General features: G+C 44.2%; 24 protein-coding genes. 14 read left to right on the top strand and 10 right to left on the bottom strand.

Annotated features, from left to right (window positions below):
• Positions 1-33: 33 nt before the first annotated feature.
• The 3 genes from rlmD to cysM are packed head-to-tail and all read right to left on the bottom strand — an operon-like array spanning position 34 to position 3,182.
• A complete protein-coding gene (gene rlmD, locus FTV14_RS10890) occupies positions 34-1,410 on the bottom strand; it encodes a 23S rRNA (uracil(1939)-C(5))-methyltransferase RlmD (protein ID WP_166135671.1) in 1,377 nt (458 codons plus the stop codon).
• Between the two features lie 6 nt (positions 1,411-1,416).
• Complete coding sequence (locus FTV14_RS10895; protein ID WP_159123080.1) at positions 1,417-2,235, bottom strand: 3'-5' exonuclease; 819 nt, start codon at positions 2,233-2,235, stop codon at positions 1,417-1,419.
• Positions 2,236-2,252: 17 nt separating this feature from the next.
• Positions 2,253-3,182, bottom strand: a complete 930-nt coding sequence (cysM, locus tag FTV14_RS10900) for a cysteine synthase CysM (RefSeq protein ID WP_180031433.1) — start codon at positions 3,180-3,182, stop codon at positions 2,253-2,255.
• A gap of 331 nt (positions 3,183-3,513) precedes the next feature.
• Here cysM and FTV14_RS10905 point away from each other — a divergent pair, with 331 nt between their 5' ends.
• The 6 genes from FTV14_RS10905 (at position 3,514) to FTV14_RS10930 (ending at position 10,747) form a co-directional block, all read left to right on the top strand.
• Positions 3,514-6,321 carry an ATP-binding protein gene (locus tag FTV14_RS10905; RefSeq protein WP_180002936.1) on the top strand — a complete coding sequence of 936 codons (2,808 nt, stop codon included), beginning with the start codon at positions 3,514-3,516 and terminating at the stop codon, positions 6,319-6,321.
• Positions 6,322-6,423: 102 nt separating this feature from the next.
• Complete coding sequence (locus FTV14_RS10910; protein WP_005233879.1) at positions 6,424-7,212, top strand: crotonase/enoyl-CoA hydratase family protein; 789 nt, start codon at positions 6,424-6,426, stop codon at positions 7,210-7,212.
• A gap of 36 nt (positions 7,213-7,248) precedes the next feature.
• Positions 7,249-8,115 carry an NAD(P)-dependent oxidoreductase gene (locus FTV14_RS10915; RefSeq protein WP_180053909.1) on the top strand — a complete coding sequence of 289 codons (867 nt, stop codon included), beginning with the start codon at positions 7,249-7,251 and terminating at the stop codon, positions 8,113-8,115.
• A gap of 41 nt (positions 8,116-8,156) precedes the next feature.
• A complete protein-coding gene (locus FTV14_RS10920) occupies positions 8,157-8,945 on the top strand; it encodes a hydroxypyruvate isomerase family protein (protein ID WP_159123083.1) in 789 nt (262 codons plus the stop codon).
• A gap of 81 nt (positions 8,946-9,026) precedes the next feature.
• Positions 9,027-9,428 carry a ribosome silencing factor gene (gene rsfS, locus FTV14_RS10925; protein WP_004783634.1) on the top strand — a complete coding sequence of 134 codons (402 nt, stop codon included), beginning with the start codon at positions 9,027-9,029 and terminating at the stop codon, positions 9,426-9,428.
• A gap of 371 nt (positions 9,429-9,799) precedes the next feature.
• A complete protein-coding gene (locus FTV14_RS10930; RefSeq protein WP_166136546.1) occupies positions 9,800-10,747 on the top strand; it encodes an IS30 family transposase in 948 nt (315 codons plus the stop codon).
• 59 nt (positions 10,748-10,806) lie between these two features.
• Here FTV14_RS10930 and FTV14_RS10935 read toward each other — a convergent pair whose 3' ends face one another.
• From FTV14_RS10935 to FTV14_RS10945, 3 genes are read right to left on the bottom strand one after another with little or no spacing between them, the layout of a single operon-like run.
• Positions 10,807-12,252 carry an NAD(P)(+) transhydrogenase (Re/Si-specific) subunit beta gene (locus tag FTV14_RS10935; RefSeq protein WP_159123084.1) on the bottom strand — a complete coding sequence of 482 codons (1,446 nt, stop codon included), beginning with the start codon at positions 12,250-12,252 and terminating at the stop codon, positions 10,807-10,809.
• A gap of 3 nt (positions 12,253-12,255) precedes the next feature.
• The gene (locus tag FTV14_RS10940; protein WP_004783638.1) at positions 12,256-12,579 is read right to left on the bottom strand and encodes a proton-translocating transhydrogenase family protein; all 324 of its coding nucleotides are present in this window, start codon (positions 12,577-12,579) and stop codon (positions 12,256-12,258) included.
• Between the two features lie 11 nt (positions 12,580-12,590).
• Positions 12,591-13,718 (bottom strand): Re/Si-specific NAD(P)(+) transhydrogenase subunit alpha, encoded by a 1,128-nt coding sequence (locus tag FTV14_RS10945; protein WP_180053910.1) that lies wholly within the window; start codon positions 13,716-13,718, stop codon positions 12,591-12,593.
• 968 nt (positions 13,719-14,686) lie between these two features.
• Between FTV14_RS10945 and FTV14_RS10950 the strand changes: the two genes are divergently transcribed.
• Positions 14,687-15,874, top strand: a complete 1,188-nt coding sequence (locus FTV14_RS10950; RefSeq protein WP_180053911.1) for an MFS transporter — start codon at positions 14,687-14,689, stop codon at positions 15,872-15,874.
• Between the two features lie 6 nt (positions 15,875-15,880).
• On the opposite strand, the gene FTV14_RS10955 is transcribed toward FTV14_RS10950, so the two are convergent.
• A complete protein-coding gene (locus tag FTV14_RS10955; protein WP_180031440.1) occupies positions 15,881-16,525 on the bottom strand; it encodes a HEPN domain-containing protein in 645 nt (214 codons plus the stop codon).
• A gap of 296 nt (positions 16,526-16,821) precedes the next feature.
• On the opposite strand from FTV14_RS10955, the gene dusA reads away from it, so the two are divergent.
• Positions 16,822-17,844: a tRNA dihydrouridine(20/20a) synthase DusA gene (gene dusA, locus FTV14_RS10960; RefSeq protein ID WP_180053912.1), complete on the top strand. Its 1,023-nt coding sequence runs from the start codon at positions 16,822-16,824 to the stop codon at positions 17,842-17,844.
• A 49-nt stretch (positions 17,845-17,893) separates the two neighbouring features.
• On the opposite strand, the gene FTV14_RS10965 is transcribed toward dusA, so the two are convergent.
• Positions 17,894-18,406, bottom strand: a complete 513-nt coding sequence (locus FTV14_RS10965; protein WP_166135648.1) for a hypothetical protein — start codon at positions 18,404-18,406, stop codon at positions 17,894-17,896.
• A 222-nt stretch (positions 18,407-18,628) separates the two neighbouring features.
• Positions 18,629-19,903, bottom strand: a complete 1,275-nt coding sequence (coaBC, locus tag FTV14_RS10970) for a bifunctional phosphopantothenoylcysteine decarboxylase/phosphopantothenate--cysteine ligase CoaBC (RefSeq protein WP_180053913.1) — start codon at positions 19,901-19,903, stop codon at positions 18,629-18,631.
• Between the two features lie 113 nt (positions 19,904-20,016).
• Here coaBC and radC point away from each other — a divergent pair, with 113 nt between their 5' ends.
• The 3 genes from radC to FTV14_RS10985 all read left to right on the top strand — a co-directional run bounded on the left by radC (position 20,017) and on the right by FTV14_RS10985 (position 22,786).
• Positions 20,017-20,712, top strand: coding sequence for a DNA repair protein RadC (gene radC, locus FTV14_RS10975; protein WP_180053914.1), 696 nt, complete (start codon positions 20,017-20,019; stop codon positions 20,710-20,712).
• Positions 20,713-20,784: 72 nt separating this feature from the next.
• The gene (locus FTV14_RS10980; protein WP_159123091.1) at positions 20,785-21,696 is read left to right on the top strand and encodes a bestrophin family protein; all 912 of its coding nucleotides are present in this window, start codon (positions 20,785-20,787) and stop codon (positions 21,694-21,696) included.
• Between the two features lie 67 nt (positions 21,697-21,763).
• Positions 21,764-22,786, top strand: a complete 1,023-nt coding sequence (locus FTV14_RS10985) for a hypothetical protein (RefSeq protein WP_159123092.1) — start codon at positions 21,764-21,766, stop codon at positions 22,784-22,786.
• A 2-nt stretch (positions 22,787-22,788) separates the two neighbouring features.
• On the opposite strand, the gene FTV14_RS10990 is transcribed toward FTV14_RS10985, so the two are convergent.
• Positions 22,789-23,640: a PHP domain-containing protein gene (locus FTV14_RS10990; protein WP_159123093.1), complete on the bottom strand. Its 852-nt coding sequence runs from the start codon at positions 23,638-23,640 to the stop codon at positions 22,789-22,791.
• Between the two features lie 44 nt (positions 23,641-23,684).
• On the opposite strand from FTV14_RS10990, the gene FTV14_RS10995 reads away from it, so the two are divergent.
• The 3 genes from FTV14_RS10995 to FTV14_RS11005 are packed head-to-tail and all read left to right on the top strand — an operon-like array spanning position 23,685 to position 25,151.
• Positions 23,685-24,296 carry a septation protein IspZ gene (locus FTV14_RS10995; RefSeq protein ID WP_005233839.1) on the top strand — a complete coding sequence of 204 codons (612 nt, stop codon included), beginning with the start codon at positions 23,685-23,687 and terminating at the stop codon, positions 24,294-24,296.
• Between the two features lie 28 nt (positions 24,297-24,324).
• On the top strand, positions 24,325-24,627 hold the full coding sequence (locus FTV14_RS11000) for a YciI family protein (protein WP_004783657.1): 303 nt from the start codon (positions 24,325-24,327) through the stop codon (positions 24,625-24,627).
• A 5-nt stretch (positions 24,628-24,632) separates the two neighbouring features.
• Complete coding sequence (locus FTV14_RS11005) at positions 24,633-25,151, top strand: hypothetical protein (RefSeq protein WP_159123094.1); 519 nt, start codon at positions 24,633-24,635, stop codon at positions 25,149-25,151.
• The last annotated feature ends 14 nt before the right edge of the window (positions 25,152-25,165 follow it).

Consider the following 25,165-nt stretch of genomic DNA (forward strand, 5'->3'; position numbering starts at 1 on the left):
ACTTTTAGATACATCATCTCTTTGATCGTTTATTTAATTTTCTTTTTCGAACAAGGCAATCGACTCGACATGTCCGGTATGCGTAAACATATCCATCACACCGGCTTTCGTTAGCTGATAACCCTGTTGTACCAGTAGCCCTGCATCTCTTGCAAGCGTAGCAGGATTACATGACACATAAACGATTCTTTTGGCACCAAACTGAGGAATATAATGCATGACTTCTTCTGCTCCAGCACGTGGCGGGTCGATTAATAATGCATCAAATCCTTGATTTGCCCAAGACTGGTGCGAAAAATCTTTGGTTAAATCTTGTGAATAGAACGAAACTTGTGCAATACCATTATTGTTAGCATTTTCCGCACCGCGTTGCACCATTTCCTCACTTCCCTCAACCGCAACCACCTGACCAGACGCACCAACACAGCGCGCCAGTGGCAAAGAAAAGTTTCCTAATCCACAAAACAGATCCAGAACGCGTTCGCCCTGCTGTAATTGAAGCAAATCACATGCCAAGCGCACCATTTGCGGATTGATCGTTGAATTGACCTGAGTGAAGTCCAATGGATTAAAACCGAATTCCACATCAAAGTCATCAAGACCATAGTGTAAGCGTGCTGCCTGTTCAGGCTCATCAATCCGCTTCAAATAATCTTGGCCTGCAGGCTGCAAATAAAGCTGCCAACCTTTCTCTAACGTAAATTGGCGCAATCGGTTGACATCTGTTACCGATAATTCTGCGGTTTCACGAATGAGCAACGCAATGTCATGATCACCCATAGCCAATTCTATATGACCAATATCTGCCTGACCATCGAGACTTTGGAGCAATTGTTTAAGACGTGTAACCGATCCAAACTCGCGATCCAGAATCATGCAGCGGTCAATCGAGGTCAGCTTATTGGACTGGTTTTCACGAAAACCAACCACCAACTTTTCTTTTTGAGGCAGATAACGCACCCCAATCCGGGCTTTACGACGGTAATCTTCACGTTGTGAACGTAACGGTGGCAGCCATTCTACAGGCTGAATCCCGGCAAAATGCTGCAAATGTGATTTCAGAACATTCTGCTTAAGTTCAATTTGGGCATCTGGATGGATATGCTGCATATTGCAGCCGCCGCATACGCCAAAATGTGGACACACAGGTTTGACCCTGATCTCGGAAGCCTCACTGAGCAACTCAAGGCTATCCGCCTCTTCCAGTTTTTTGACTTCACGGGTAATGCGGGCACGTACGGTTTCACCCGGCAAGGCATAGCGGATAAAGACTTTCTTACCATGCTTTTCAAGTGGATGATCCGGATGTGAACCATAGTGAGCGATGCCACGTCCTTCATGTGAGAGTGATTCAACCTGAAAAATATACTCGGATTGCGGCGCTGGACGTGGTTGTACTCGACGTTTCATGAAAACCTAGGATGTGGAGATGGGAAAATCAAAACGGGTAAATTCAGTTCTTTGTGAGGTTTCACGCCAGACTGATAAAAAATCTGCATGTTGCGGCTGGGTATGCAGGTATTGAATCGTACTCTGCACCAGATGCTGATAATCAGGCAACATCAACTGGCCTTTTAGCAACAGCCAGCGAATATAGACCAACCAGGTATTGAGCACATCACCTTCGCAATAGCTGGTGAGTGCGTTCCATTGCTGGTTACGTACATATTCAGGTACATGATAGCCACCATCACCACGCTTACCTGGATAACCCAGTAAATGAGCAACATCATCCAGTTTCTGAAAATGACGGGCATGAAACATGGCCATAACATCCATCAAATCAACATGACGCTGATGGTAACGATTCTGGTAGTTATTATAACGCTTTTGCGTATCGATTTCGCCCTGATCGAACAGACTTGGGGCAGATAAACCATGATACATGGCCCGATAAAGAATAACCGGCAGGTCAAATTGTGAGCCATTCCAACTGACTAGAGTTGGATGACGCTTTTCAAAAATGGATAAGAATTTTTTTAAAATCTCTGCTTCACTGTATTGTTCACGGCTGAAAGAAAACAGGCGCATACCCTGTTCATCCATCCATAAACCGGAAATACAGACAATCTCATGCAAAGGCAGACGCTGAAAGTCCGAGCCTGATTCCTGACGGCGTAACTTGGTCAGGGCCTGATCCAGATCAGCCTCGGGCAGATCCAGACCAAACAGATGCGCGCCTGATTTAAGATCGGTTTGGGTTTCAATATCGAAAGTTAAAACAGGCAGGCGCATAAAAGATTTCTCAAAAATTATTCAGGGTCTTGTACAGAGAATAAGCCTGTAGACAGGTAACGGTCACCACGGTCACAAATGATACATACAATCACTGCATCCGGATTTTCTTCTGCGAGCTTGATGGATGCCCAAACTGCACCGCCAGAAGATGTACCCGCACTGATGCCTTCTTTTTGCGCCAGTTTACGCATGGTACGTTCCGCTTCAATCTGTGGAATATCAATAATACGGTCGATACGGCTACGATCGAAAATCGTTGGCAAATATTCTTCTGGCCAGCGACGGATACCGGCAATGCTAGAACCATCAGATGGCTGTAGGCCCACAATCTGAATATCCGGATTCATTTCTTTCAGATATTTAGATACGCCCATGATCGTACCAGTCGTACCCATTGAGCTGACAAAGTGTGTAATTTTGCCACCTGTTTGCTGCCAGATTTCAGGACCTGTGGTCAGATAATGCGCTTCAACATTGTCCGGATTACCAAACTGGTTCAGCACCAGACCTTTACCTTCAGCCTGCATTTGCAAGGCCAGATCACGCGCACCTTCCATGCCCTGCTCTTTGGTCACTTCAATCAGTTCAGCGCCATAAGCACGCATCGCGTCCTTACGTTCCTGACTCATGTTATTCGGCATAATCAGCTGCATCTTGTAACCACGCATGGCCGCAACCATCGCCAATGCAATCCCTGTATTTCCGCTGGTCGCCTCAATCAAGGTATCACCCGGTTTGATCTGTCCGCGCTTTTCCGCCTGCATGATCATGTTATACGCTGGACGGTCCTTGACCGAGCCTGCCGGATTATTTCCTTCGAGTTTTGCAAGTACTGTGGATTGAGTGTGACTAGCCAGACGCTGCAAACGCACCAGTGGCGTTTTGCCTACATAATGGTCCAGTAAAAATTCGTCTGCTTGAAAATCAGGGGTGGTATTACTCATTATTTGCACCTATATCGAGGTGCGGCTATTGTATGAAAAAATGCATTTCCCTGCACCCATTTATAGCAGTGCTTTTGCATAAAACTGTATAAATCACGATCGGCATGGCCAATTCGTCCCGTTTTAGCTTGATAAAACTCCTCAATTGTGACAGTGACTTAGCTCACCTCTACCCCTACAAAGGTTTGCTCAATCCCCCATAACGACTATTAAGCGCAATGGTTCTTATTTTCTGCGTTAATCTGGAGCTTTAGAAAAATAATGCTGAAATTTTAACAGTAGATTTAAAGCATGCTAATATGCAAAGCATAAGGAAAATACTGCTTGAATCATGTCAAATATCAACAAAAAGCTGTTTAAACGCCTACACTTAAATCATGCTTATGGACAGCTGATTGCACTGATTTTTGTACCCATTACTATTCTGGCCTGTGTCGGCGCTGCTCTGGTCATCTCGGAAACTTCCAATGCCGCACGTGCCCAGCAAAAGCAGATGGCCATTGCGATTCTGACCCGTTTTCAGGCCACTTCTGAATATGCGCTGGACATTTTGAGCCTTTATCCATGGCAATATGAACAAGCTCATGACGCCATGCAAAATATGCTGAATGAAAAGCATCTGGTTCGTGCGGCTATTCTGGATGAAAATGGTAAAAGTAAACTTGGTATTGGGTTTCAGGAACAGGCGCCTTGGCCGGACTTTAAAAAAGACGGCAATTTTGTTGGCCCGATCTTAGATAAAAACAATCATATTTATGCAGTCAAAGTAAATGAAAATGGCATGAATGCAGGCTGGCTAGCGATCGAACTGGACAATCAGCCCTTAGAAATTGCCCGCTACCGGGTCCTGATCGTTTTGATTGCGACCGGCTTATTGACCTTATTGCTCTTGTTGTTATGTCTGAATTTCTATTCTCGTCGCTGGATTGCACCGATGTATGAAATTCGCATGCAGCTGCAACGCCTGAATGCCGACACCCTAGATCAGCATATGGTGATTAACAGTACCGGTGAATTGCGTCTTTTGCAGCGTGATATTGCCAATGTGGTGAAACGTCTGCATTTCAGTTTTCTGGAATTGCGCGAGCATACCGAACAGACTGAAGATGATTTGCGCCGTACTCTAGATACTTTAGAAGTTCAAAATATTACTTATCGTCAGGCACGTGATCAGGCGATTTCGGCCAACCAGGCCAAGTCGGTGTTTCTGGCCAATATTTCCCATGAATTACGCACACCCTTAAATAGTATTGATGGTTTTATTCACCTGCTGCTGCGTCAAGGCAATCTTAGCAATGAGCAAAGCCTGTATTTACAGACCATCCGCAAATCTTCTGCGCATCTGCTGGCCCTGATCAATGATGTACTGGATTTCTCCAAGATCGATGCCGGCAAACTGGAACTGGAAACCGCACCTTTTGATCTGGAAGAAGCCATTTTCGATGTGATGGACATGCTCTCACCACTGGCTGCACAGAAGCATATCGATATGGCATTCTATTTTGCAGACAATGTGCCAAAACATGTGATTGGTGATGTACTACGCTTCAAGCAGATTCTGACCAACCTGATTTCCAATGCGATCAAGTTTACTCCAGATGGCGAAATCATTGTCCGGGCACGCATGGAGCACGATGATATTGGACAATGTCTGCTGCATTTCAGTGTTCAGGACAGCGGCATTGGCCTGAGCGGAACTGACCGTAAAAAACTGTTTGAATCGTTCTCGCAAGGCGATACCTCGGTCACCCGCCAATTCGGTGGTACAGGTCTAGGACTGGCCATTTCTAAACAGCTGGTTCACCTGATGCATGGTCAAATCGGCTTTGAAGATAACCAGGAACGCGCTCCAACAGAAAAAGGCTCAACCTTCTGGTTTACTGCCCAATTCCCGGTGGATGAAGATATTGTTCATGAACATCCGGACTTCAGTGATCTGACCGTTGTGTCTTATCTTGCCCATCCGGCAACAGCGAATGTCTTAAGACATTATCTGGAAAATTATCGCGTTAAACATATTGAATCGACTTCTATTCTGGATCTGTTCAGTCGTCTGAACCATTTACAGAATATTGAGAATACCTGGCTGATTGTCGACCATAGTGGCGATAGCCAGGCTCTACTGACAGAGATTCGCTCTCGCTATCAAGGACATCTGGCTGTGTATGGTTATCAGATGCAGCTTGATCCGAGCATGCTGAATGATCATCGTGCCCGTGCCCTGCATCAGCCACTGAGTCGTAGTGCTCTGATTCAGCTACTTGGTAATCAACCTGTCTTCGATCAGGAACAGCATGAAGACTTTAATGGTCAGGGACTGCATATTCTGGCTGTTGATGACCATCTGCCGAACCTGATTGTTCTGGAAGCTTTACTGGCCGAACTGAATGTCACCACAACCAAAGCCATTAGCGGACAGGAAGCGATTGATATCATTCAGAGTCGTTATGAACAGGGCCTGCCATCTTTTGATCTGGTGTTTATGGATATCCAGATGCCAGTGATGTCCGGTATCGATACCACGCGTGCAATCCGTTCACTGGAATCAACTTTTGAAAATCATCAGCGTCTGCCGATTATTGCCCTGACGGCACATGCCCTTTCCGATGAGAAACAGAAACTGCTACAAAATGGTATGGATGATTATGTCACTAAGCCTATTCAGATTGATCAGATCGTGCAGATCCTGACGCATTGGACGACTGAGAGTTTTAAAAAGATTCCGGTGCTGGAACGTGCCAATGTCATTGATGCGCTAGATCCGAATATTCTGGACTGGCAGCAAAGCCTGCAACTGGCGGCCAATAAAGAAGATCTGGCCGTCGATCTGCTCAGCATGCTGGTCGACAGTTTTGAAAAAGAGCTGGATGAAATTGAGCAATTAATTGAACTGGAAGATTTTCCGCAGCTGGAACATGTTTTGCACCGTCTCTATGGGGCTACTCGTTATGTCGGCACACCGACTCTGCAAAAAGTTACCGGAAGTTTTGAGCAGTTTGTCTCGACCTTGCGTAAGGAACGCCGTAAGGCCGATGACAGTTTTGTTCAGGAAGTATTGAAATATCTGGATGAACTGAAAGCCGTAATTGAGCAGGTAGAACAGGCAGCCCAGCAAATCTTAAACAAGCATAGTGGTTAAATCATTGTTGTTTTAATCACTCATATCTGTATGACTGCGCTGTCATGCAAGCACAGATTGCTCATGCTATGCTCGCTTACAGAAAAATTAAGGATGAATACCATGTCACTTGTGCGCTTTGAAAAAAATAATGGAATTGCCACGGTTACTCTCAGCCGTCCAGACAAACGTAATGCTATGAGCTTTGCCCTGCTGCGTGAACTGGTGCAGATTGCGAACCGGATTAAAAAAGACAAGTCGGTGCGTTGTGTCATTTTAACCGGTGAAGCGCAGGTCTTTAGTGCCGGCATTGACTTGGCCGATTTAAATAATCCTAAAAATCGGGCCTATGCGGCTTGGGAACTGATCCGTCCTGGACAGAGCTTATTCCAGAAAGCTTTTCTGGTCTGGCAGGAACTGCCTGTCCCCGTCATTGCAGCCATTGAAGGTTTCTGCTTTGGTGCAGGTATGCAACTTGCGCTGGCTGCGGATATCCGGATCGCGCATCCTGCGACCAAAATGTCAATTATGGAAACTCGTTGGGGCCTAGTACCAGACATGGGATTAACGCGTTCACTCAAAGGTCTGATCGGGATTGATCTGGCCAAAGAGCTGACCTTAACCGCACGTATTTTTGAAGGTGCCTATGCCAAAGAAATTGGCCTGATCACCCATGTTGATGAACAGCCATTAGCAAAAGCACAAGCTTTGGCTGAAGAAATGTTACAACGCTCTCCAGATGCCTTGATGGCCTCTAAATTTGTGCTGGATGCGATGGAGCACAAACCCAACAAGTCATTGCGTATGGAAAAAATCTGGCAGCTTAAACTGTTACTCGGTAAAAACAGTCAACTGGCACGCAAGAAGGATAAAAATCCGGACGTGCAGTTTGTGCCACGTCAATATCGATAATTATGGCTGAAGCAAAATCAAAAGATGAGAGATAAAATGCAATTCGATCATGATAGCAAAATTGCCTTTTTAGGTATGGGACTCATGGGCAGTCGTATGGCAACCCGCTTGCTAAAAGCAGGTTTTCAAGTTGCAGTCTGGAACCGTACGGCCAGTGCCTGCGATCCTTTGTTTGCTCTTGGAGCCACTCCGCTATCTCTAGATCAAATTGCAAATTATCCGGTTATTCTGACTTGTCTGGCAGATGATGCCGCAGTGCAATCGGTCTTTGAGCAGATTCAGCCCAATCTGGTGGCTGGACAGGTTATTGTCGATTTTTCCAGTCTTTCCGTACATCAAACCAAAACTCTAGCTGAACAGGCCCGAGCTAAACAAGCGATCTGGATTGACTCTCCTGTGTCTGGCGGTACAGCCGGTGCAGAACAAGGCACGCTAGTCATCTTCGCGGGTGGTGATGCAAAAACTATTACCGCACTTGATCCCATCTATACCGTGCTTTCACAACGTGTCACTCGCATGGGTGATACGGGAACCGGTCAGGCGACTAAAATCTGTAATCAGCTGATTGTGGCAGCGAATAGTACCTTGATTGCTGAAGCAGTAGCTTTGGCCGATCGTGCCGGTGTAGATACTGCCCTGCTTGCACCAGCATTAGCCGGTGGTTTTGCTGACTCCAAGCCTTTTCAGATTCTGGCCCCACGTATGGCCAGCCAGACGTTTGAACCCGTGCAATGGAAAGTGCAGACACTGTCTAAAGACCTGAACAATGCGGTGCAACTGGCTGCTACTTTGTCTTTGGATATCCCTGTGGCAAGCCAGGCCCTGTCTCAACTCAAAGCCCATCAGCAAGACGGATTTGCTGAGGCCGATCTGGCTACTGTAATCAAGCACGTAGACCATTAAATATTTCATTTCAATATTCTGCTTTGAGCAAGGAAAAGTCCATGACCAAACTCGCCGTTAACCTCTCCATGATTTTTACGGAAGTACCTTTGTTAGAACGTTTTGCCTTGGCTCATGCGCACGGTTTTAAACATGTGGAAATCCAGTTTCCCTATGAACTGAGCATTGAGCAGATTCAGCAGCAGCTTCAGTTGCATGATCTGGACATCTGCCTGATTAATGTGCCTGCTGGTGATCTGATGCAAGGTGGACACGGTCTGGCCGGTATTCCTGGACAGGAAATCGAGTTTCGTCATGCTGTAGAGCAGGCCATTCAATATGCGACTGCTCTGAATGTGCCAAGTGTCAATATTCTGGCCGGCAAACAGCCACTGGATTGTGACCTGCTTCCTTGCCTGAACACCTTGGCGAGTAATCTGAAAATTGCCTGCTCCATGCTCTCTGATTATCAGATTCAGCCGGTCTTTGAAATGATCAACGGTCAGGACATGCCACGTTTCCTGATTCAGAATGTGGCCCAAGCTCAGGAGATGCTGGAAGCTGTCAATCATCCTGCCTTGAAAATGCAATATGACTGTTATCATATGGCCATGATGGGTGAAGATGTACTTGAAGCCTTAAAAGAAAATATTGCAGAGATTGGTCATATCCAGTTTGCAGACTGCCCGGGGCGTCATCAACCCAATACCGCTTCCATTCCATATTATGAGATTTTTCAATGGTTAGAGAATAGCCAATACAATGGTTATGTCGCAGCCGAATATAAACCTCTGGGGACTTCGGAAGAATCCTTTGGCTGGAAAGAACAGTTCTTCCCGGAGTATGACTAAAGCGGCGGAAGGTGCATTTGAAATTTTGGGCTAAAACCGCTATATTAGATCATGCATAATTGTTAGGAAATTATACTCCCTATGAATTTAGAACCATCGCCCAGCGCTTCTAATTCTCACGATCACACTATGAATTCTCATGCACAAGCAGTAAACGCATGCTTGAAAGTTGTACATGCAGCCCTCGAAGATGTAAAGGCTAAAGAAGTTGTTCAGCTTGATGTTGCTAGCATCAGTAACGTGGCAGATGCCATGGTGATTGCAAGCGGTACATCAACCCGTCATATCAAATCACTTGCAGATAATGTTGCTGAAGAAGCACGTAAAGCAGGTTTCCGTCCGCTTGGTATCGAAGGCGAACGTGATGCAGAATGGATCCTGATTGATCTTGGTTTTGTTGTAGTGCACTGCATGCTGCCTACAGCGCGTAAATTCTATGACCTAGAAAGCCTATGGCGCAATCCTGCAGATTCTGTAGCATAAATATCGAATATTCAAAAAAAGCGACCTATGTAGGTCGCTTTTTTTATATCCTTTGATTTAAATCAAAAAGGAAATTCATGGATCAGCAACTTTAATAAATTCGCTTTTCGATCAGATTTAATTAGTCAGCCCATTTTTTAAACGTTTTGTTGCAATTTTATCCAGACCAATTTTCTAAAAATAAAACACCGTAGCTAATTTTATTTTGTAATTCTTCCCGATTCATCTTTTAATCTTTTATATAGGAGGGAAAATTTCTCTCTTATTTAAATCTTGGATTCTCAAATGAAGTGCAACAGAGATTAAATTATTGGAAGGAAGCAAGATGAGCTAGCATTTTGCTTCCGACCGACCAAAGTCAAAGTTGCATCATGAACTATACTCATCTTACTCAAGAAGAAAGATATCAGATTTCCACATTGTTACGTGAAGGTTTTTCTAAACGTTATATCGCCTGGAGGCTAAATCGCTCACCTTCCACTATTTCCAGAGAAATAGCACGCAATCGGGCAAGGAATGGTTATTTCGCTCAACATGCCCATAAATTAGCTCGCAGACGGCATTGTCCTAATCCCAAAAGAATCCCTTATGATACTTGGGTACAAGTCATAGCTTATCTTGATCTCCAATGGAGTCCCGAACAGATTGCTTCTCATGTTTCAGTCAGTCTGCATTCCATATACAGGTTTATACAGCAGGATAAAAGCAGAGGTGGTGTGCTCTTCCACAACTTACGTTTCAGAAATCAAAGAAAGAGAAAATATGGCTCTATTGAAACTCGTGGTCAACTGACAAACCGCAAAAGTATCCATGATCGACCTGCTGAGATTGAGCAGCGCTCTCGCTTTGGTGATTTGGAAATAGATACGATAGTTGGCAAGAACCACCAACAATCCCTGGTTTCAATTGTAGATCGGAAGACAGGTTATCTTTGGCTGAAAAAGTGCAGCACGCGCAAGGCTGAGGAAGTTTGCCAGGCTACGATCAGATTATTGGAACCCATCAAAGCGCATCTAAAAACAATTACCGCGGACAATGGTAAAGAGTTCAGCCTGCATGAGTATGCTGCTCAGGAATTAGATATAGATTGGTATTTCGCTGATCCCTATAGCGCCTGGCAGCGTGGAACAAATGAAAATACGAATGGATTGATCAGACAATATATTAGAAAAGGCAGTGACTTGAATGACTATACGGATGCATATATTGCAGAAATTACTCAACGCTTGAATCATCGTCCAAGAAAAAGACTCGGCTTTAAAAGTCCGAGTCAGGTATTATGGCAACAACATGGTGTTGCACTTCAAATGCTAATCTAAGAATAGAAAAATCCTCCTTTTAAAAGGAGGATTTAAGATGATCCAGCGAATGGAAAGTCTTAGTGACCTGTACCATTAATCGCTTTAGTCATATCTTCCACAACTTTCTTCGCATCACCGAAAATCATCATGGTCTTGTCGTTATAGAACAAGTCATTGTCCAGACCTGCATAACCGGTCGCCATAGAACGCTTGATGACCATGATGGTACGCGCCTTGTGAGCTTCCAGAATTGGCATGCCGTAGATCGGTGAGTTCGGATCGTCTTTTGCAGCCGGGTTTACAACGTCGTTTGCACCAATAACCAGTACTACGTCAGTTGCCGGGAAGTCCGAGTTGATCTCGTCCATTTCCAGAATGTCTTCATAAGGAACATCAGCTTCTGCAAGCAATACGTTCATATGACCTGGCATACGACCAGCTACCGGGTGAATCGCAAAACGTACAGTCACGCCCTGCTCTTTCAGCAAGTTTGCCAGTTCTTTGACTGCGTTTTGTGCACGGCCTTGCGCCATACCATAACCCGGTACAATGACAACGCTGTCTGCATTTGACATCAGGAAGCCAGCATCATCTGCAGAACCTGAACGGTAGTTACGTTGCACTTGTGCACCCGCAGCAGCTGTCGGCGCAGCTGCACCACCCATCGCACCACCAAACAATACATTGATGATTGAACGGTTCATCGCTTTACACATGATGTAAGACAGAATCGCACCTGAAGAACCAACCAGCGAACCCGCAACGATCAGCATGTTGTTTTCCAGTGTGAAACCAATCCCCGCTGCTGCCCAGCCTGAGAATGAGTTCAACAGCGAAACCACAACCGGCATATCACCGCCGCCAACTGGCGCAATCCATACCCAGCCAAATGCCAGCGCAAGACCAGTCATTGCCCAGAAAGATGTCATGCTACCTGTCAGGAAGAAGTGAATCCCTGCTGCCAGCATTGCAATAAAGATCAGAGCCTGAACCGGTTTTACCCAGCCACCTGAAATGGTTTTTGCCCATTTCTTTGCAGCCAGCTTACCGTATGCAAATACAGAAGCAGTAAAGGTAATCGCACCAACAAAACAGCCCACAAACAGTTCAAACAGGTGAACCTTGCTCATTTCATGGAAAGTCACACCATTTGCAGCTAACAGGTCCGGGCCCAATTCAACCAGCTTGTTGTTATGGATAATTGCCGCAACTGCAATCAGTACCGCAGCCAGACCCACCAGTGAGTGCATGAGTGCTACTGTTTCTGGCATCTGGGTCATTGGTACAGTACGTGCACGCGCAATACCCACCACTGCACCCGCAGCCATTGCTGCAAGAATCATCCAGACTACTGGATTTTCAGCGACAAAGAATGTGGTGACTACAGCAATCGCCATGGCAATCATACCGTAGCGGTTACCTGCAATTGCAGTTTTAGGACCAGATAAACCACGTAGCGTTAAGATAAAAAGAACGGCGCCAATCAGGTAGAACCAATCCGCATACTCTCGAATAAATTCCATGGTTTAACCCTCTTTTTTCTTTTGCTTAGGTTTGAACATTTCCAGCATACGTGCAGTCACGGCAAAGCCACCGAAAATATTAATGCTCGCCAGAAATACTGCGATTGCCCCCAGTACACTCACCACGTTAATGGTCTGGAAATCCACGCTGCCTTCAACGCCCACCATTGGCAGGCCAACAGTTTGAATCATTGCGCCCACGATAATGATCGAAGACAAGGCATTGGTCACCGCCATCAATGGCGTATGTAGTGCTGGTGTTACCCCCCAAACCACGTAGTAACCCACGAAGATGGCCAGGACGAAAATCGTAATTGTTTCAACCATGAGTCTGCTCCTTAACCACGTTTTAACAGCACTTGGCCGCCGTGAGTGACAAGTAGGGCTTTTTGAATTTCATCTTCCTGATTCAGGACAAAGTTCTTGTCTGCATCAAAAAGTGTTTCAACAAAGTTATACACGTTACGTGCATATAGCGCTGAAGCTTCAGTCGACACCGTTGATGGAATATTTGGAACACCCAGAATTTTCACACCGTTTTCAGTCACAACAGTTTCGCCGCACTTAGAACCTTCAACGTTACCGCCTGATTCCACTGCCATATCCAGAATCACTGAGCCTGGTTTCATCTTGGCTACAGTTTCAGCACGGATTAAGCGTGGTGCATCACGACCTGGTAACAAGGCAGTGGTAATCACGATATCGGCATTCGATACTGCTTTATCGACAATCGCGGCCTGATCCTTGATGTACTGTTCACCTGGCATCCAGCCATAACCGTTTTTAGCTGCTTCATCAGCACGTGCCTGCTCTTCAGGAGACATTGGCACGTCTAGCCATTTACCACCCAAAGACTCAACCTGATCTTTGGCAGTCGGACGAAGGTCAGTTGCTTCTACGACTGCACCCAGACGTTTCGCTGTTGCAATTGCTTGAAGGCCTGCCACCCCGACACCCATGATCACGACACGAGCCGGTTTCACCGTACCTGCCGCTGTCATCAGCATTGGGAACATGCGCTGATATTCAGCAGCAGCTAAAAGCACTGATTTATAACCTGCAAGGTTCGCTTGCGAAGACAATACGTCCATGTTTTGCGCACGTGATAAAGTACGTGGCAAAAGCTCAAGAGCAAATGCAGACACATTCTGTGCCGCGAACTGGTCAAGCTCGGTATTGCGGTATGGGTCAAACATCGCTACAACCGTGGTGTTGGCTGACAGCTTTTGAATTTCCTCACCCTTCGGTGCACGAACTTTCAAAACTATCTGGCTACCGGTGTAGGCATCATCCGTAATTTTGGCACCAACTTGCTCATAGGCACTGTCGATGTAAGCAGCTTTAGCACCTGCTCCACGTTCGATCACCACACTATGACCAGCGCTGATCAATTTCTTTACTGTCTCAGGCGTCGCAGCGACGCGATTTTCACCGACGACAGTTTCGGCTGGAATTCCAATCTGCATGAGCGTCCCTCAAGCTAATTTTTTCTTAAGTAAACACCGTGATTTACGGTGCTTCCCCTCAGGATGTGTTTTTGTTGAATTTTTGGATTCTAATTAAACTTCTAGAAATTACTACCTATTATTTATTTAATAAATACCCATATTTTGAACTGACGATTCATAAAAATGATGCTGTCATATAGCATTTATTAGTTGAGCCTGATTATTTTGATTTGCTGAATTTATAAACGATATTCATTCTCTTGAACGATGACTGTTTTCCTGGTTATTTTTTATTAGATTACTTTTTGTTTTATTTTGTTACATTGATCATTCTGACAGATATTTCATTTTTTCTGCTCAGCAAATCTTTATTTCAAATGAACTGATAAAGCCTAAATTAGGGCACTTTTCTAGGGCAGTTTTCTGTTTTTGACCTTTTTGACAAATTTAATCTACTTTGGAATATTCATTTTTAAGATCAAAAAATACTGTTTTCCTATAACTTTTTCATTTTTCACTCATAAAAAATATGAATTGATGATGAAAAAATTGATTTGGGATTCACTTACTTGACTTATTCAGCTCAAGTCTTAAGACTTGCCTGAAATAGGTGAAAAAAATATTCTGCAACATTTATTATATTAATACTCAGTCTACTGTTAGATTTACGAACTCTTCATTTTGCACCAATTTTGGGCAATCACTGATTCAGATTGATCTCTGTCACTTGGTCTTAAATGAGATGACTTAATACAAAGCGCTTCCACGTACATTTTCTTAAGTGAAAAAGTTAAATTTCTAGCGAATTTTCATCTCTTATCAATCCAGAAAAGTACTTTTTTGTGGCATTTCTCTTCTATGAGTGCGAGTACTTTGCACTATTTTTCTACTTTTATCCTGACGGGTTTTCGCCTATAGTGCCTGCAACTTCTGCATCATCTTTGATGTTCTTTATAAAAATTCTCCCTGAGCTTAAGGTACTTGCCATGTCTCCTCCTCTCGATATCAGTCAAAATAAATCTCTGTTATGGCTGATGGCGATCGCATGTGGTTTATGTGCAGGTGCAAACTATTATTGCCAACCGCTTATCTCCTCAATTCAGCAATATTATCAGGTACCAGAATCCCAAGTGGCGCTGACCGTGACCTTTGCGCAGGTGTCTTATGCCTTGGGCCTGCTGTTTATTGTGCCTTTGGGAGACATGCTGAATAAGTCCAGACTCATTCCTTTCTTGATGTTTGGTGCCGCATTAGGCTTGCTGATCTGTGCCACAGCAGTCAACCTGCCGATGCTCTGGGTGGGGACTATTATTGCCGGGCTATTTTCTGTTGCTGCCCAGATTCTGATTCCTTTAGCTACGATGGCTGTCCGACCTGAAAAAACCGGAGAAGTGGTCGGTTTTCTCATGAGTGGCTTATTAGTCGGTATCTTATTGTCGACCAGTATTGCCGGATTGCTTTCAGACCTGTTTCACTGGAAAACCATTTATGCGCTCAGTAGTATGGCACTGCTGGTTTTGGGCTTTTACTTAAAAGGACAATTGCCCAGCATGCCGCGTATGCGAATCAGCTATGCAGCAATTTTTAAATCGATGGGTATGCTACTGCGTGAGGAACCGCGACTGGGCTTACGCTCCCTGATTGGTGCATGTGCCTTTGCCGCCATGAGTATGCTGTTTTCAACCATTGCCCTGCTGCTGACCCAGAAACCTTTTCATCTTTCTGATGTGATAGTGGGCCTAGTAACACTAGTTGGTGTTTTTGGTGCGCTGTCGACTCAGGTTATTGGCAAATGGGCGGATCGTGGTTATATCAAGATCCTGACCTGGATTGGCTGTTCAATTCTGGCAGGAAGCTGGCTATTTTTATATTTTGGTGGCGTATCACTGCTCAGCTATATTCTGGGTTATGCCCTGATTAACTTAGGTCTGGCGATTACTCATAGCTGTAATCAGAACGTGATTTTCCGCTTGCGCCCAGATGCCAAATCACGACTGAACTCTATTTACATGACGCTGTATTTTATTGGTGGTGCCTGTGGTTCAGCTCTGGGGGTATATGCCTGGCATCATGGTGGCTGGAGCATGACCTGTCTGTTTGGACTTGGCTTGGCACTATGCGCCGCCCTGTTTGCGTTGATTGATCAATGGCAACAACATCGAGCAAAAGCTTAAACCGATTTAGCTGACTTGTACCACTGGGTAATAAGGTTTACCCGAATCCCAAGTCGCTGCATTTTCCAAAAGAATGCAGATAAAAGTGGGCAGCAACCCGGCCAGAACCCGGCAACTGTCTTGGAGCTGTTTGACGTTAAATGAGCTCTGATAAGTCGCACCGCCCTGCATAAGCTGATAATGCAAGGTGGAAAGACGGTTAAAAATCACCAATAAGATTTCAGTTAAATTCCGCTCTTGAACAGCTTTTTGTATTTTCTGTTTTTGCTGATCTAATGCTTCACGACAGCTTTCCAGACTGACTTTATGATGGCGATAATCCCAGAAACCTTGATCGGTATAAGGGCTATCCAGCAGTGTAGAAATTGGCTGGCTGTATTTTTCCCAGACAATATGCTGAAGTTTTTGCTCCACATCTTTTTGACAGAGGGTTTCCAGAAATTGATGCAGGCTTTGTTGATCCTGACGAACCTCTGTTTCTTGTGCATAGATCGAATTAAAACTGATCCACAGGCTAATAAACTTAAACTCTAATTCCTGATCCAACTCTAATGCTTTTTTAAACCAGCTAAGTCCCCGTTGAATCCGTAAATTAAAATAGTCTGAATGCTGAGGTTTTTTGCTTTTATAAATCTCCTCCAACATGAGCATCGTTATTCTCCTTATTTATCTCGTTTTCTTTATCTTAATCTTAAATATCTCAAAATATAGCATTGCAGAATGACTGGGAGTTTATTTTTTCAATTCCCACAATTTCTCTTGTTAAATATTTTTATTGGAATGACAGTTATCGTTCCTCATGCAGTTCAGCCTTTGGTCATGCAAATTTTATGCTAGTATTACGCCCTATTTTTGCAGTACTGCTTTTTTTTGAGCAGATTTCCAGCAACTCCTGCTTATTCTAGTACTGCTATTTCTCTTCCATTTCATTTAAGGCGTGATTTTGAATGACTGATCTCAGCACCATTGAAAACAAACTTCAACCTCGCATCAGTGTTGCGCCGATGATGGACTGGACGACAAAAGATTATCGTTTCTTTGCGCGCCTGTTTAATCCAAATGTCATTTTATATACCGAAATGGTGACTACGGGCGCCATCATTCATGGCGATGCCAAACGCCATCTGGACTTCAATCAAGAAGAACATCCGATTGTGTTACAGCTCGGCGGTTCCAACCCTCAAGATCTGGCAACTTGTACTAAAATGGCTCAGGACTGGGGTTACAATGAAGTTAACCTGAATGTCGGCTGTCCGAGTGATCGGGTACAGAATAATAAAATTGGTGCCTGCCTGATGGCTGAACCTGATCTGGTCGCAGAATGTATTGATGCAATGCGTAATGCCGTGGATATTCCGGTCAGTGTGAAACATCGCATTGGTATTGATGACATGCATTCTTATGAAGAAATGCTGCATTTTGTGGATACGGTCGCCAAAACCGGTTGCGATAACTTTATTGTGCATGCCCGAATTGCTTTACTCCAAGGTCTTTCACCTAAAGAAAACCGTGAAATCCCGCCACTACGCTATGAAGATGTTTACCGTCTGAAGCAGGACCGTACGAAACTGACCATTGAAATTAATGGCGGAATTAAAACTTATGCAGAAACGCTTGAACATCTCAAGCATGTCGATGGCGTGATGATTGGCCGCGAAGCCTATCACAACCCGTACCTGTTAGCTGAGCTGGGTCAACTATGGAATCTCGAAGCACCGGACCGTTTTGAGATCATGCAACAAATGCTGCCTTATATTGCCCAACGTATGGCTGAAGGTGCACCATTGTCAATTATTACCCGTCATATTTTAGGTTTATTTCAGAACTTACCAGGTGCACGTAAATGGCGTCAGGCTTTAAGTGGTGGCAATGCCAAAACGCTAAAAGATGTAGAAACAGCATTATTGAATATTCAGGAAGCCATGCAGCGCACTGAAGATTATCTGCGTGAACATCAAGTTCAGCCTTAAAATCAAAAAGCACCGAGACCCGGTGCTTTTTTATGACCTAAAATAAAAATTAGTGGGTATAGGCCGTAATATTTCCGACCGGAATCGGTTCTTCATCATAGGAAGCCGCTTGCAGAACAGGCTCTGTAACTGGACGGACATCTGGCCCTAACTCAATATTGGTAGGTTCATGCACAGGTTCCAGATCATCAAGTGATGAGGCCAACTGTTCCAGTTCACGATCCAGTTGCTGACGATATTTTTCAATCTCGATTTCATCGATAAAGGCAAAAGCATCATCTTCAATGGCCCAGCTATAACCACCATTCACCTTTGAAATTTTAACGTTAATGGGATATTCATTGCCCTGATAATTCAGATGTGAAACTGCTTCAAACTCATTGCCTTTGCGATGGCGGATTTTTACATTTACTACAGTCAGACGATAATGCTGATAATTCGGATTGGCATTAAATTCTTGCTGCATTTGTCCTTGAATATTTCTGGCCAGTTCATCAATCGATACAAAATAGCTGCATCCAGCCAGACAGGCGATCATCAATATCATTATGATTTTTTTCATCCCGCCCCCTTGTGTTCTCTCACTGCTTTACAGATGTGTAAAACTTTTCATCTTTGGATTATTCTGTGATCCATTTTATACTTTTTTTAAATAAATGAATAAATAAATCCTTAGTCTATAAAGTCGTTTTTATTTTTATGTTGTACTGGCTTTTTAACTTCATGGTAAAAAACCCTATAAAAAAGCCCTGAATCAGTCAGGGCTTTAACCGTCATTGAAAACTTAAAAATCATCTTCTGCAGCAGGATCATGGTGCAAGGCATCATGGATCGCTTCAACCAGTTGCTGAGCAATTTCCTGTTTAGAGGCTTTGTCCAGATCACGCTTATCCAGATGATAGTGTTCGGCAAAGAATACCGTCATGGCATTTTCATCAGAAGCAAAGCCGATATCCGCACGCGAAACATCATTACAGGCAATCATATCCAGTTTTTTCGCCACCAGTTTGCCCGCTGCATATTCTTCAATATTACGGGTTTCTGCAGCAAAGCCGACCATAAATGGACGTTTTTCCTGCTGTGCGATGGTCGCCACAATATCCGGATTCTTTATTAAAGCGACATTCAGCTCATCGCCTGCTTTCTTGATTTTATGCTCGGCTACCTGTGCGACACGATAATCAGCTACTGCAGCGGTCGCAATGAAGATGTCACAACCCTGCTCCAGCATTTGCATGCTTTCATTCAGCATTTGCACTGCCGAAGAAACATTTTTACGTTTGACGCCATTTGGGGTATCTAGGCTCACCGGACCAGCAATCAGGGTGACATTCGCTCCAGCTGCATAACAGGCTGCTGCCAATGCAAAACCCATTTTCCCGGTACTGTGGTTGGAAATATAACGTACCGGGTCAATCGCTTCACGGGTCGGACCAGCTGTAATCGTGACTTGCTTGCCCGCCAGCATGCCAAATTTTTCTGCAATCGCGCGCTGAGCTTTATGGAAATATTCTGTGACCTGACGTGCCAGCTCTTCCGGCTCCGGCATACGGCCCAAGCCTACATCACCACAAGCTTGTGAACCGGCATCCGGCATAATCACATGTACGCCATCTTCAATCAAAGTCGCAAGATTACGCTGGGTTGCTTTGGCAGCCCACATCTGCTGGTTCATGGCTGGTGCGACCCAGACCGGTGCATTGGTTGCCAGATACAAAGTGCTCAGCAAATCATCTGCAAGGCCTGCTGCAAATTTTGCCAGCGTGTCGCAGCTGGCTGGCGCAACCAATAACAGATCAGCCCAACGTGCCAGCTCAATATGCCCCATGCCCGCTTCAGCTTCAGGATCCAGCAACTCGGTATGTACCGGATTGCCTGACAAGGCTTGAAAGGTCAAAGGGGTAATGAAAGCCTGTGCGCCTTGAGTCATGACGACCCGCACATTAAACCCGGCATCTTTCAGACGGCGAACCAGAATGGCACATTTATAGGCAGCAATACCGCCAGTGACTGCTAAAATGATATTTTTATGAGGAATTACACTTAGATCAAAGCTCACGAACAGCTTACCTTTCTGTTGCAGTGGGGCTCACAATAGCATTAAATAATTGCATTCCCAAGAGATCAGCTTCAGGGAAAACTCATAATTCATAATAAATAAGTCTAATAACTATGCAATTTTCAATCAAAAACTGGCCTGAACTGGAACGGCCGCGGGAACGTTTAATTCAATATGGGGCAGAAAGTTTATCTGATGCGGAACTGCTGGCCATTTTTCTCCGATCAGGTTCACAACAGCATTCAGCCGTAGAATTAGCACGGCTACTGATTCAACATTTTGGTCATCTAACTGCTTTACTCGATGCACCCTTAGAGGAAGTCAGCCAGTTTCATGGCATGGGCATTAGCAAATACACTCAGCTAATGGCTGTTAAAGAATTAGGACGGCGTTATATTGCCGAGCATCTTAAACAGGATGCCTTAGAACTGAGTAATTCAAAAAGACTGCGGGATTATTTACGTTTCGAATTACTGGGGGAAAATCAGGAAGTATTCGCGGTCCTGTGTCTGGACGCCAGTTTAAGGAAAATTGCATTTAAAAAGCTGTTTTATGGCTCTGTGAATGCATGTGATATTTCGATTAATCAGTTGCTCAGATATGCCATTACCCAACAGGCAACTTCAATTGTGATTGCGCATAATCATCCCTTGGGCCAAGCCACTCCTTCTAAAGCTGACCTGTATCTGACCCGCCAGATTCAACAGGCATGTCGACTGGTCGATATCCGTTTAATTGACCATTGCATCATCGCGCTGGAGGGCAGTTTTTCCTTTGCTGAGCAGCAACTCATCAAACCTGAAGCCTAAGGGGGAATAGCACTTGACAAAGCAGCTACAACTCAAGAAGATCATGAAAAAAAATTGTGATGATTCCAATAAATGATCGTACGTGACCAGCAGAACGTTTTTAAATTATTATTTTCCTGGCGAGGAACGATTTTACCTAAGGTTTTACCTCCTTTAGGCGTGGTCATGCTGATTTCAGCCATTATTGGTGGTTTTTCACGTGTAGGTTATTTTCATTTTCCAGAACTCCCTCTCGTCGGCTTTACCCTCATCGGCGTAGTACTGTCTATCTTTCTCGGATTTAAAAATACTGCTTGTTATGACCGCTGGTGGGAAGCACGTAAACTCTGGGGTATTCTGATTGCCAATGCACGTCATTTTGACCGTGACTGCCGGATGTTGTCTCAAGGCCGTCGTGAACGTGTGATTCAGCACGTCATCGTTTTCGCGAACGTACTGCGTGACCGTCTGCGCCATCAGACAGCCAATCCGACTGAACTGGTGGAAACAAGTGGGATGAGCCAGCAGGCGATTACTCAGCTCTATCAACAGGCCAATGCACCGCAATATACCTTGAGTCTGATTCAGTGGGAGCTAATGCAAGCTCTCAAAGAAGGTGAAATCTCTGACATCATTTATATGCAGATGAATAATCATGTCGCGGAACTCAGTATTGTGCAGACAGGTTGTGACCGGATTGCGACGACGCCTTTGCCTTTTGCCTATTCGGTACTCTTGAACCGTACCGTATATTTTTTCTGTTTTATTTTACCTTTTAGTCTGGGCTCAACGCTTGGTCTGTTTACGCCTTTGCTGGTCGGTATTTTGGCCTATACTTTTTTGGGACTGGATGCACTAAGCTCAGAGATTGAAGAACCTTTCGGAACTCAAAGCAATGACTTGCCACTGGACTCCATGGTTCGTACCATTGAAATCGAACTGTTAGGCACTCTGGGCAAACCGACACCGCCACCGATTCAGGCACAAGATAATAATTTGCTATAATTTATAAATAAATGCCTCAGAATTAGCATTTTGAGGTTCTAATTTTTATCTAAAAATTCAAAAAAATATGAAATTAAAACAAAAAATTCAACAAGCGGTGCCTCAACCCATTGTTCGACCATGGTTGGCTTTAGCACTATTTTTACTTTGTGCCATCTTGGCTTTTATAGTGAGTTCATTAGTCCAATCAGAACTTTTTCTCGATCTTCAACGTAGGCCTGTTTTCCATATTTTATTTAGTCTATGTGTTCCCCTCTTTCTGTTTCAGGATCGAGGAATAAATTTAAAGTTTCCTTTTTTTATACAAAAATATTTGATCGATCCTCAACTCAAAAAAGATATGACTGAGCAAGCAGTCCAACATTCACAAGCAATTATTCTGGCTCAACGTACTATTCGTGCAAAATGGTGGCAGGTGAAACAGCCACAGTTATTATTACAACTGCCCAATCATGATCAAGGCATCTGGTTTAATGTAGATTTAAAACAGGTTTTTAATCTTTCGCCTTTTTTTACACTTCAAGTCAAATTAAGTGATGCGATGATTGGGCAACTGATCGATATACATTTTTTGACACGCTCTCATGTAATCATCCAGTTATTTGAAATTTCCCAAAATAATGATTTTTCAATATTCATTGGCACAGAAGTTGGAGCACAAAGAGGACTAGGGAGATTAGAAAAAATCCCATCGGCGCTTATGCTCGACTTATCCCGAATTACACACATAGAAGCCTTGAGAACCTGTCCAGAAAGTCATGACTTACAGTTAACCACAGGTTATGGTAAAACTTATCTCATTCATTCTCATGCAAAATACTTTAAACAATTGGAACTCGCCTTATCCTCACGCATTGATGTGATTGCCTATCGTAAGTTCAAACTTGATCTCAAGATTGATCATCTGTTCATTTCAAAAAAACATCCAAACTTTTATCGAAATTTAGTCCTGACTTCCATCATGCTGTATATCGTCATCATGACTTTAATCACTTCTGAATGGGCCTTATTACTTGTTAATGTCCTCATTCTGCATTTGATGTATAAATTCGCCCAAGATCTTAAAACTGATCCATTCATCAAGATTTAGAATTAACAAAAACTCTCCCAAATCCCGACCTGCCCTGGTTTTAAGCTCGGCACATTCCCCAGTTTAATCCAGGGCATATGGTCACCATGAAAATCACTGCCAATTGAAACTTTAAGTCCTTGCTCTGCAATCATCCGGTCAACCATCTGACGGGTTGAACTTGGATCAATAGCGGGCGGCAACTCCACCGCATCTCCACCAAACTTGGCGAAGATCTCGATCAGATAACGAATATTAGTCGCGGATAAATCATAACGGGTTGGATGCGCCAACACGGCAAAGCCACCGCTGTCATGTATGACCTGAATGGTTTCTTCCAGACCCAGACCATCAAATTTGACATAGGCCTTTTTACCTTCCTTGATGTACTTATCAAAGGCCTGTTGGGGGCGGGTCACAATGCCTTTTTCTACCAGCGTTTTGGCAATATGGGTTCGGGTAACCCGATCAGGAATATTATCAACTTTGGCAATCACGTCAGCATAAATATCCTGACCAATTAAAGGAACCAGAAGGTCACAGATCTGTTTAGAGCGTTCGGCACGAATGATCTTCTGCTGATTGAGGGCTTTTTGTAACGGCTCAGGATTCTGAACATTGAGTGCCACAATATGTACGCCATAATTTTTCTTGGTCGCAGGACGTGACCACTGGCTAGAAATCTCGACTCCAGAAATTATCTTAATCTCATGATTTTTGGCAGCTTCTTCAGCCAACACTAAACCGTCCATAGTGTCATGATCAGTCAGGGCCAAAGTATGGATAAGTTTGTCCGCAGCCGCTTCGACCAATTGCTGAGGACTCAAAGTTCCATCAGAAATATTACTATGTGTATGTAAATCTACGCCGTGCATCTCTATACTATGACATTTATTTGATCAGATTTAGATACTCTAACATGAAAGCACTTTTAGACTTTGTGCCACTCATTATTTTCTTTTATTTATATAAAACTGTAGATCCAAAAGACACTGACCATCAACTTCTACAATTGATCGGTTCTGCGGGGGGTGTCGACAATAACAATATTCTCGTTGCAACTACGGGTCTGATCATTTCCATGCTGGTGGTCTATGGTGCGTTATTTGTCATGCAGAAATTTCGCCTGGACAAACAGCAATGGATTGTTCTGTTTATGACGGTGATCTTCGGTGGGATCACCCTGATGCTCAGCGACGATTTCTATATTCGTCTTAAAGCTGTATTACTGAATCTGGTCTTTGCAGGTGTCTTCCTGTTATCGCCATGGTTTAGCAAAGATAAGAAGCCACTCATCCAGCGTCTGTTTGGTCCGGTATTCAATTTGAGTGCCAAAGGCTGGCTTAAATTAAACTATGCCTGGGTCGGTATGTTTACTCTCATGTCATTTCTGCATACATTCTTCGCCTATTTATGGATGGATGGAAAATATTGGGGCGAATTTACTGCATTCGGTGACATGATCGTGATGTTTTCCTTTATCATTATTCAGTTTATTGTATTGCGCAAATACTTTAGAACAGCTGAATAAGTCCAACTACAAACGATAGAGAGTCATCATGCCATTATTCGTCGTTAGCTGTACCGACCGGGAAGGTACAGTTGAAAAACGCCTTGCGATTCGTCCACAACATCTTGCACGTCTAGAACAGTTAGATGCTGAAGGCCGTCTGATTGTTGCAGGTGCCATGCCTAAAGATCCAGCCAATCCTCAAGCCGGTTTCTATGGCAGCACCATCATCGTTGATTTTGACAGTCGTGAAGCACTGGATGCATGGTTACAGGATGAGCCATTCCTGAAAGAAGGCGTATACGCGCATATTGATGTGAAACCATTTAATAAAGCATTTCCTAAAGGATAAGGTTCATGCGCGCTGTTACCGCCAGTTTCATTGGCTTTTGTTTCATGATTCCTTCTGCCTGGGCTGTTGAAGTTTCTGCTCCAGTTGCCCCGGCTACACAGCCAGCAGCTACTCCTGTCCAAGCTGTTACCACACAAGCACCTGCTCAGGGCGCTTCTGCACAGCAGGCTGGAATTATTCCAGCAGTTGCAACAACTGCTCAGACTGTTCAGCCGACTGAGAAAAAGCCGCTCACCGCAGAAGAAATCGCCAAGCAGAAAGCCCAGCAAGATGCCAAAGTCAAAGCTTTAGTCAAAGATCAGGCAACGCGTCTACAGCAACTGGAAAAAGCCAATCTGGAAGCCCTGTCACAAAATCAGGAATTGCAGCTCAAGAACGACAATCTCGGGGTTCAGGTACAGGTCCTGCAAAGTGAACGTAGTGCCCAGATGTTTCTCTACGGCGCTGCAACTTTGGCAGTCGGTGTATTACTTGGCTTTCTGATAGCGAGCTATGTTTATACCAAACGTCGCCGTCAGTGGTAATCTATAAGCCGTCC

It is taken from the genome of Acinetobacter sp. YH12236, assembly GCF_013417645.1.
GTDB lineage: Bacteria > Pseudomonadota > Gammaproteobacteria > Pseudomonadales > Moraxellaceae > Acinetobacter.

Coding starts and splice junctions, on each gene's coding strand:
- FTV14_RS10930 (WP_166136546.1), top strand. CDS start 9,800: ATGAACTATACTCATCTTACTCAAGAAGAAAGATATCAGATTTCCACA.
- rsfS (WP_004783634.1), top strand. CDS start 9,027: ATGAATTTAGAACCATCGCCCAGCGCTTCTAATTCTCACGATCACACT.
- FTV14_RS10990 (WP_159123093.1), bottom strand. CDS start 23,640: ATGCACGGCGTAGATTTACATACACATAGTAATATTTCTGATGGAACT.
- FTV14_RS10950 (WP_180053911.1), top strand. CDS start 14,687: ATGTCTCCTCCTCTCGATATCAGTCAAAATAAATCTCTGTTATGGCTG.
- FTV14_RS10985 (WP_159123092.1), top strand. CDS start 21,764: ATGAAATTAAAACAAAAAATTCAACAAGCGGTGCCTCAACCCATTGTT.
- FTV14_RS10980 (WP_159123091.1), top strand. CDS start 20,785: ATGATCGTACGTGACCAGCAGAACGTTTTTAAATTATTATTTTCCTGG.
- FTV14_RS11005 (WP_159123094.1), top strand. CDS start 24,633: ATGCGCGCTGTTACCGCCAGTTTCATTGGCTTTTGTTTCATGATTCCT.
- FTV14_RS10905 (WP_180002936.1), top strand. CDS start 3,514: ATGTCAAATATCAACAAAAAGCTGTTTAAACGCCTACACTTAAATCAT.
- rlmD (WP_166135671.1), bottom strand. CDS start 1,410: ATGAAACGTCGAGTACAACCACGTCCAGCGCCGCAATCCGAGTATATT.
- FTV14_RS10920 (WP_159123083.1), top strand. CDS start 8,157: ATGACCAAACTCGCCGTTAACCTCTCCATGATTTTTACGGAAGTACCT.
- FTV14_RS10955 (WP_180031440.1), bottom strand. CDS start 16,525: ATGCTCATGTTGGAGGAGATTTATAAAAGCAAAAAACCTCAGCATTCA.
- FTV14_RS10940 (WP_004783638.1), bottom strand. CDS start 12,579: ATGGTTGAAACAATTACGATTTTCGTCCTGGCCATCTTCGTGGGTTAC.
- FTV14_RS10910 (WP_005233879.1), top strand. CDS start 6,424: ATGTCACTTGTGCGCTTTGAAAAAAATAATGGAATTGCCACGGTTACT.
- cysM (WP_180031433.1), bottom strand. CDS start 3,182: ATGAGTAATACCACCCCTGATTTTCAAGCAGACGAATTTTTACTGGAC.
- radC (WP_180053914.1), top strand. CDS start 20,017: ATGCAATTTTCAATCAAAAACTGGCCTGAACTGGAACGGCCGCGGGAA.
- FTV14_RS10965 (WP_166135648.1), bottom strand. CDS start 18,406: ATGAAAAAAATCATAATGATATTGATGATCGCCTGTCTGGCTGGATGC.
- FTV14_RS11000 (WP_004783657.1), top strand. CDS start 24,325: ATGCCATTATTCGTCGTTAGCTGTACCGACCGGGAAGGTACAGTTGAA.
- FTV14_RS10935 (WP_159123084.1), bottom strand. CDS start 12,252: ATGGAATTTATTCGAGAGTATGCGGATTGGTTCTACCTGATTGGCGCC.
- FTV14_RS10995 (WP_005233839.1), top strand. CDS start 23,685: ATGAAAGCACTTTTAGACTTTGTGCCACTCATTATTTTCTTTTATTTA.
- FTV14_RS10945 (WP_180053910.1), bottom strand. CDS start 13,718: ATGCAGATTGGAATTCCAGCCGAAACTGTCGTCGGTGAAAATCGCGTC.
- FTV14_RS10895 (WP_159123080.1), bottom strand. CDS start 2,235: ATGCGCCTGCCTGTTTTAACTTTCGATATTGAAACCCAAACCGATCTT.
- FTV14_RS10915 (WP_180053909.1), top strand. CDS start 7,249: ATGCAATTCGATCATGATAGCAAAATTGCCTTTTTAGGTATGGGACTC.
- dusA (WP_180053912.1), top strand. CDS start 16,822: ATGACTGATCTCAGCACCATTGAAAACAAACTTCAACCTCGCATCAGT.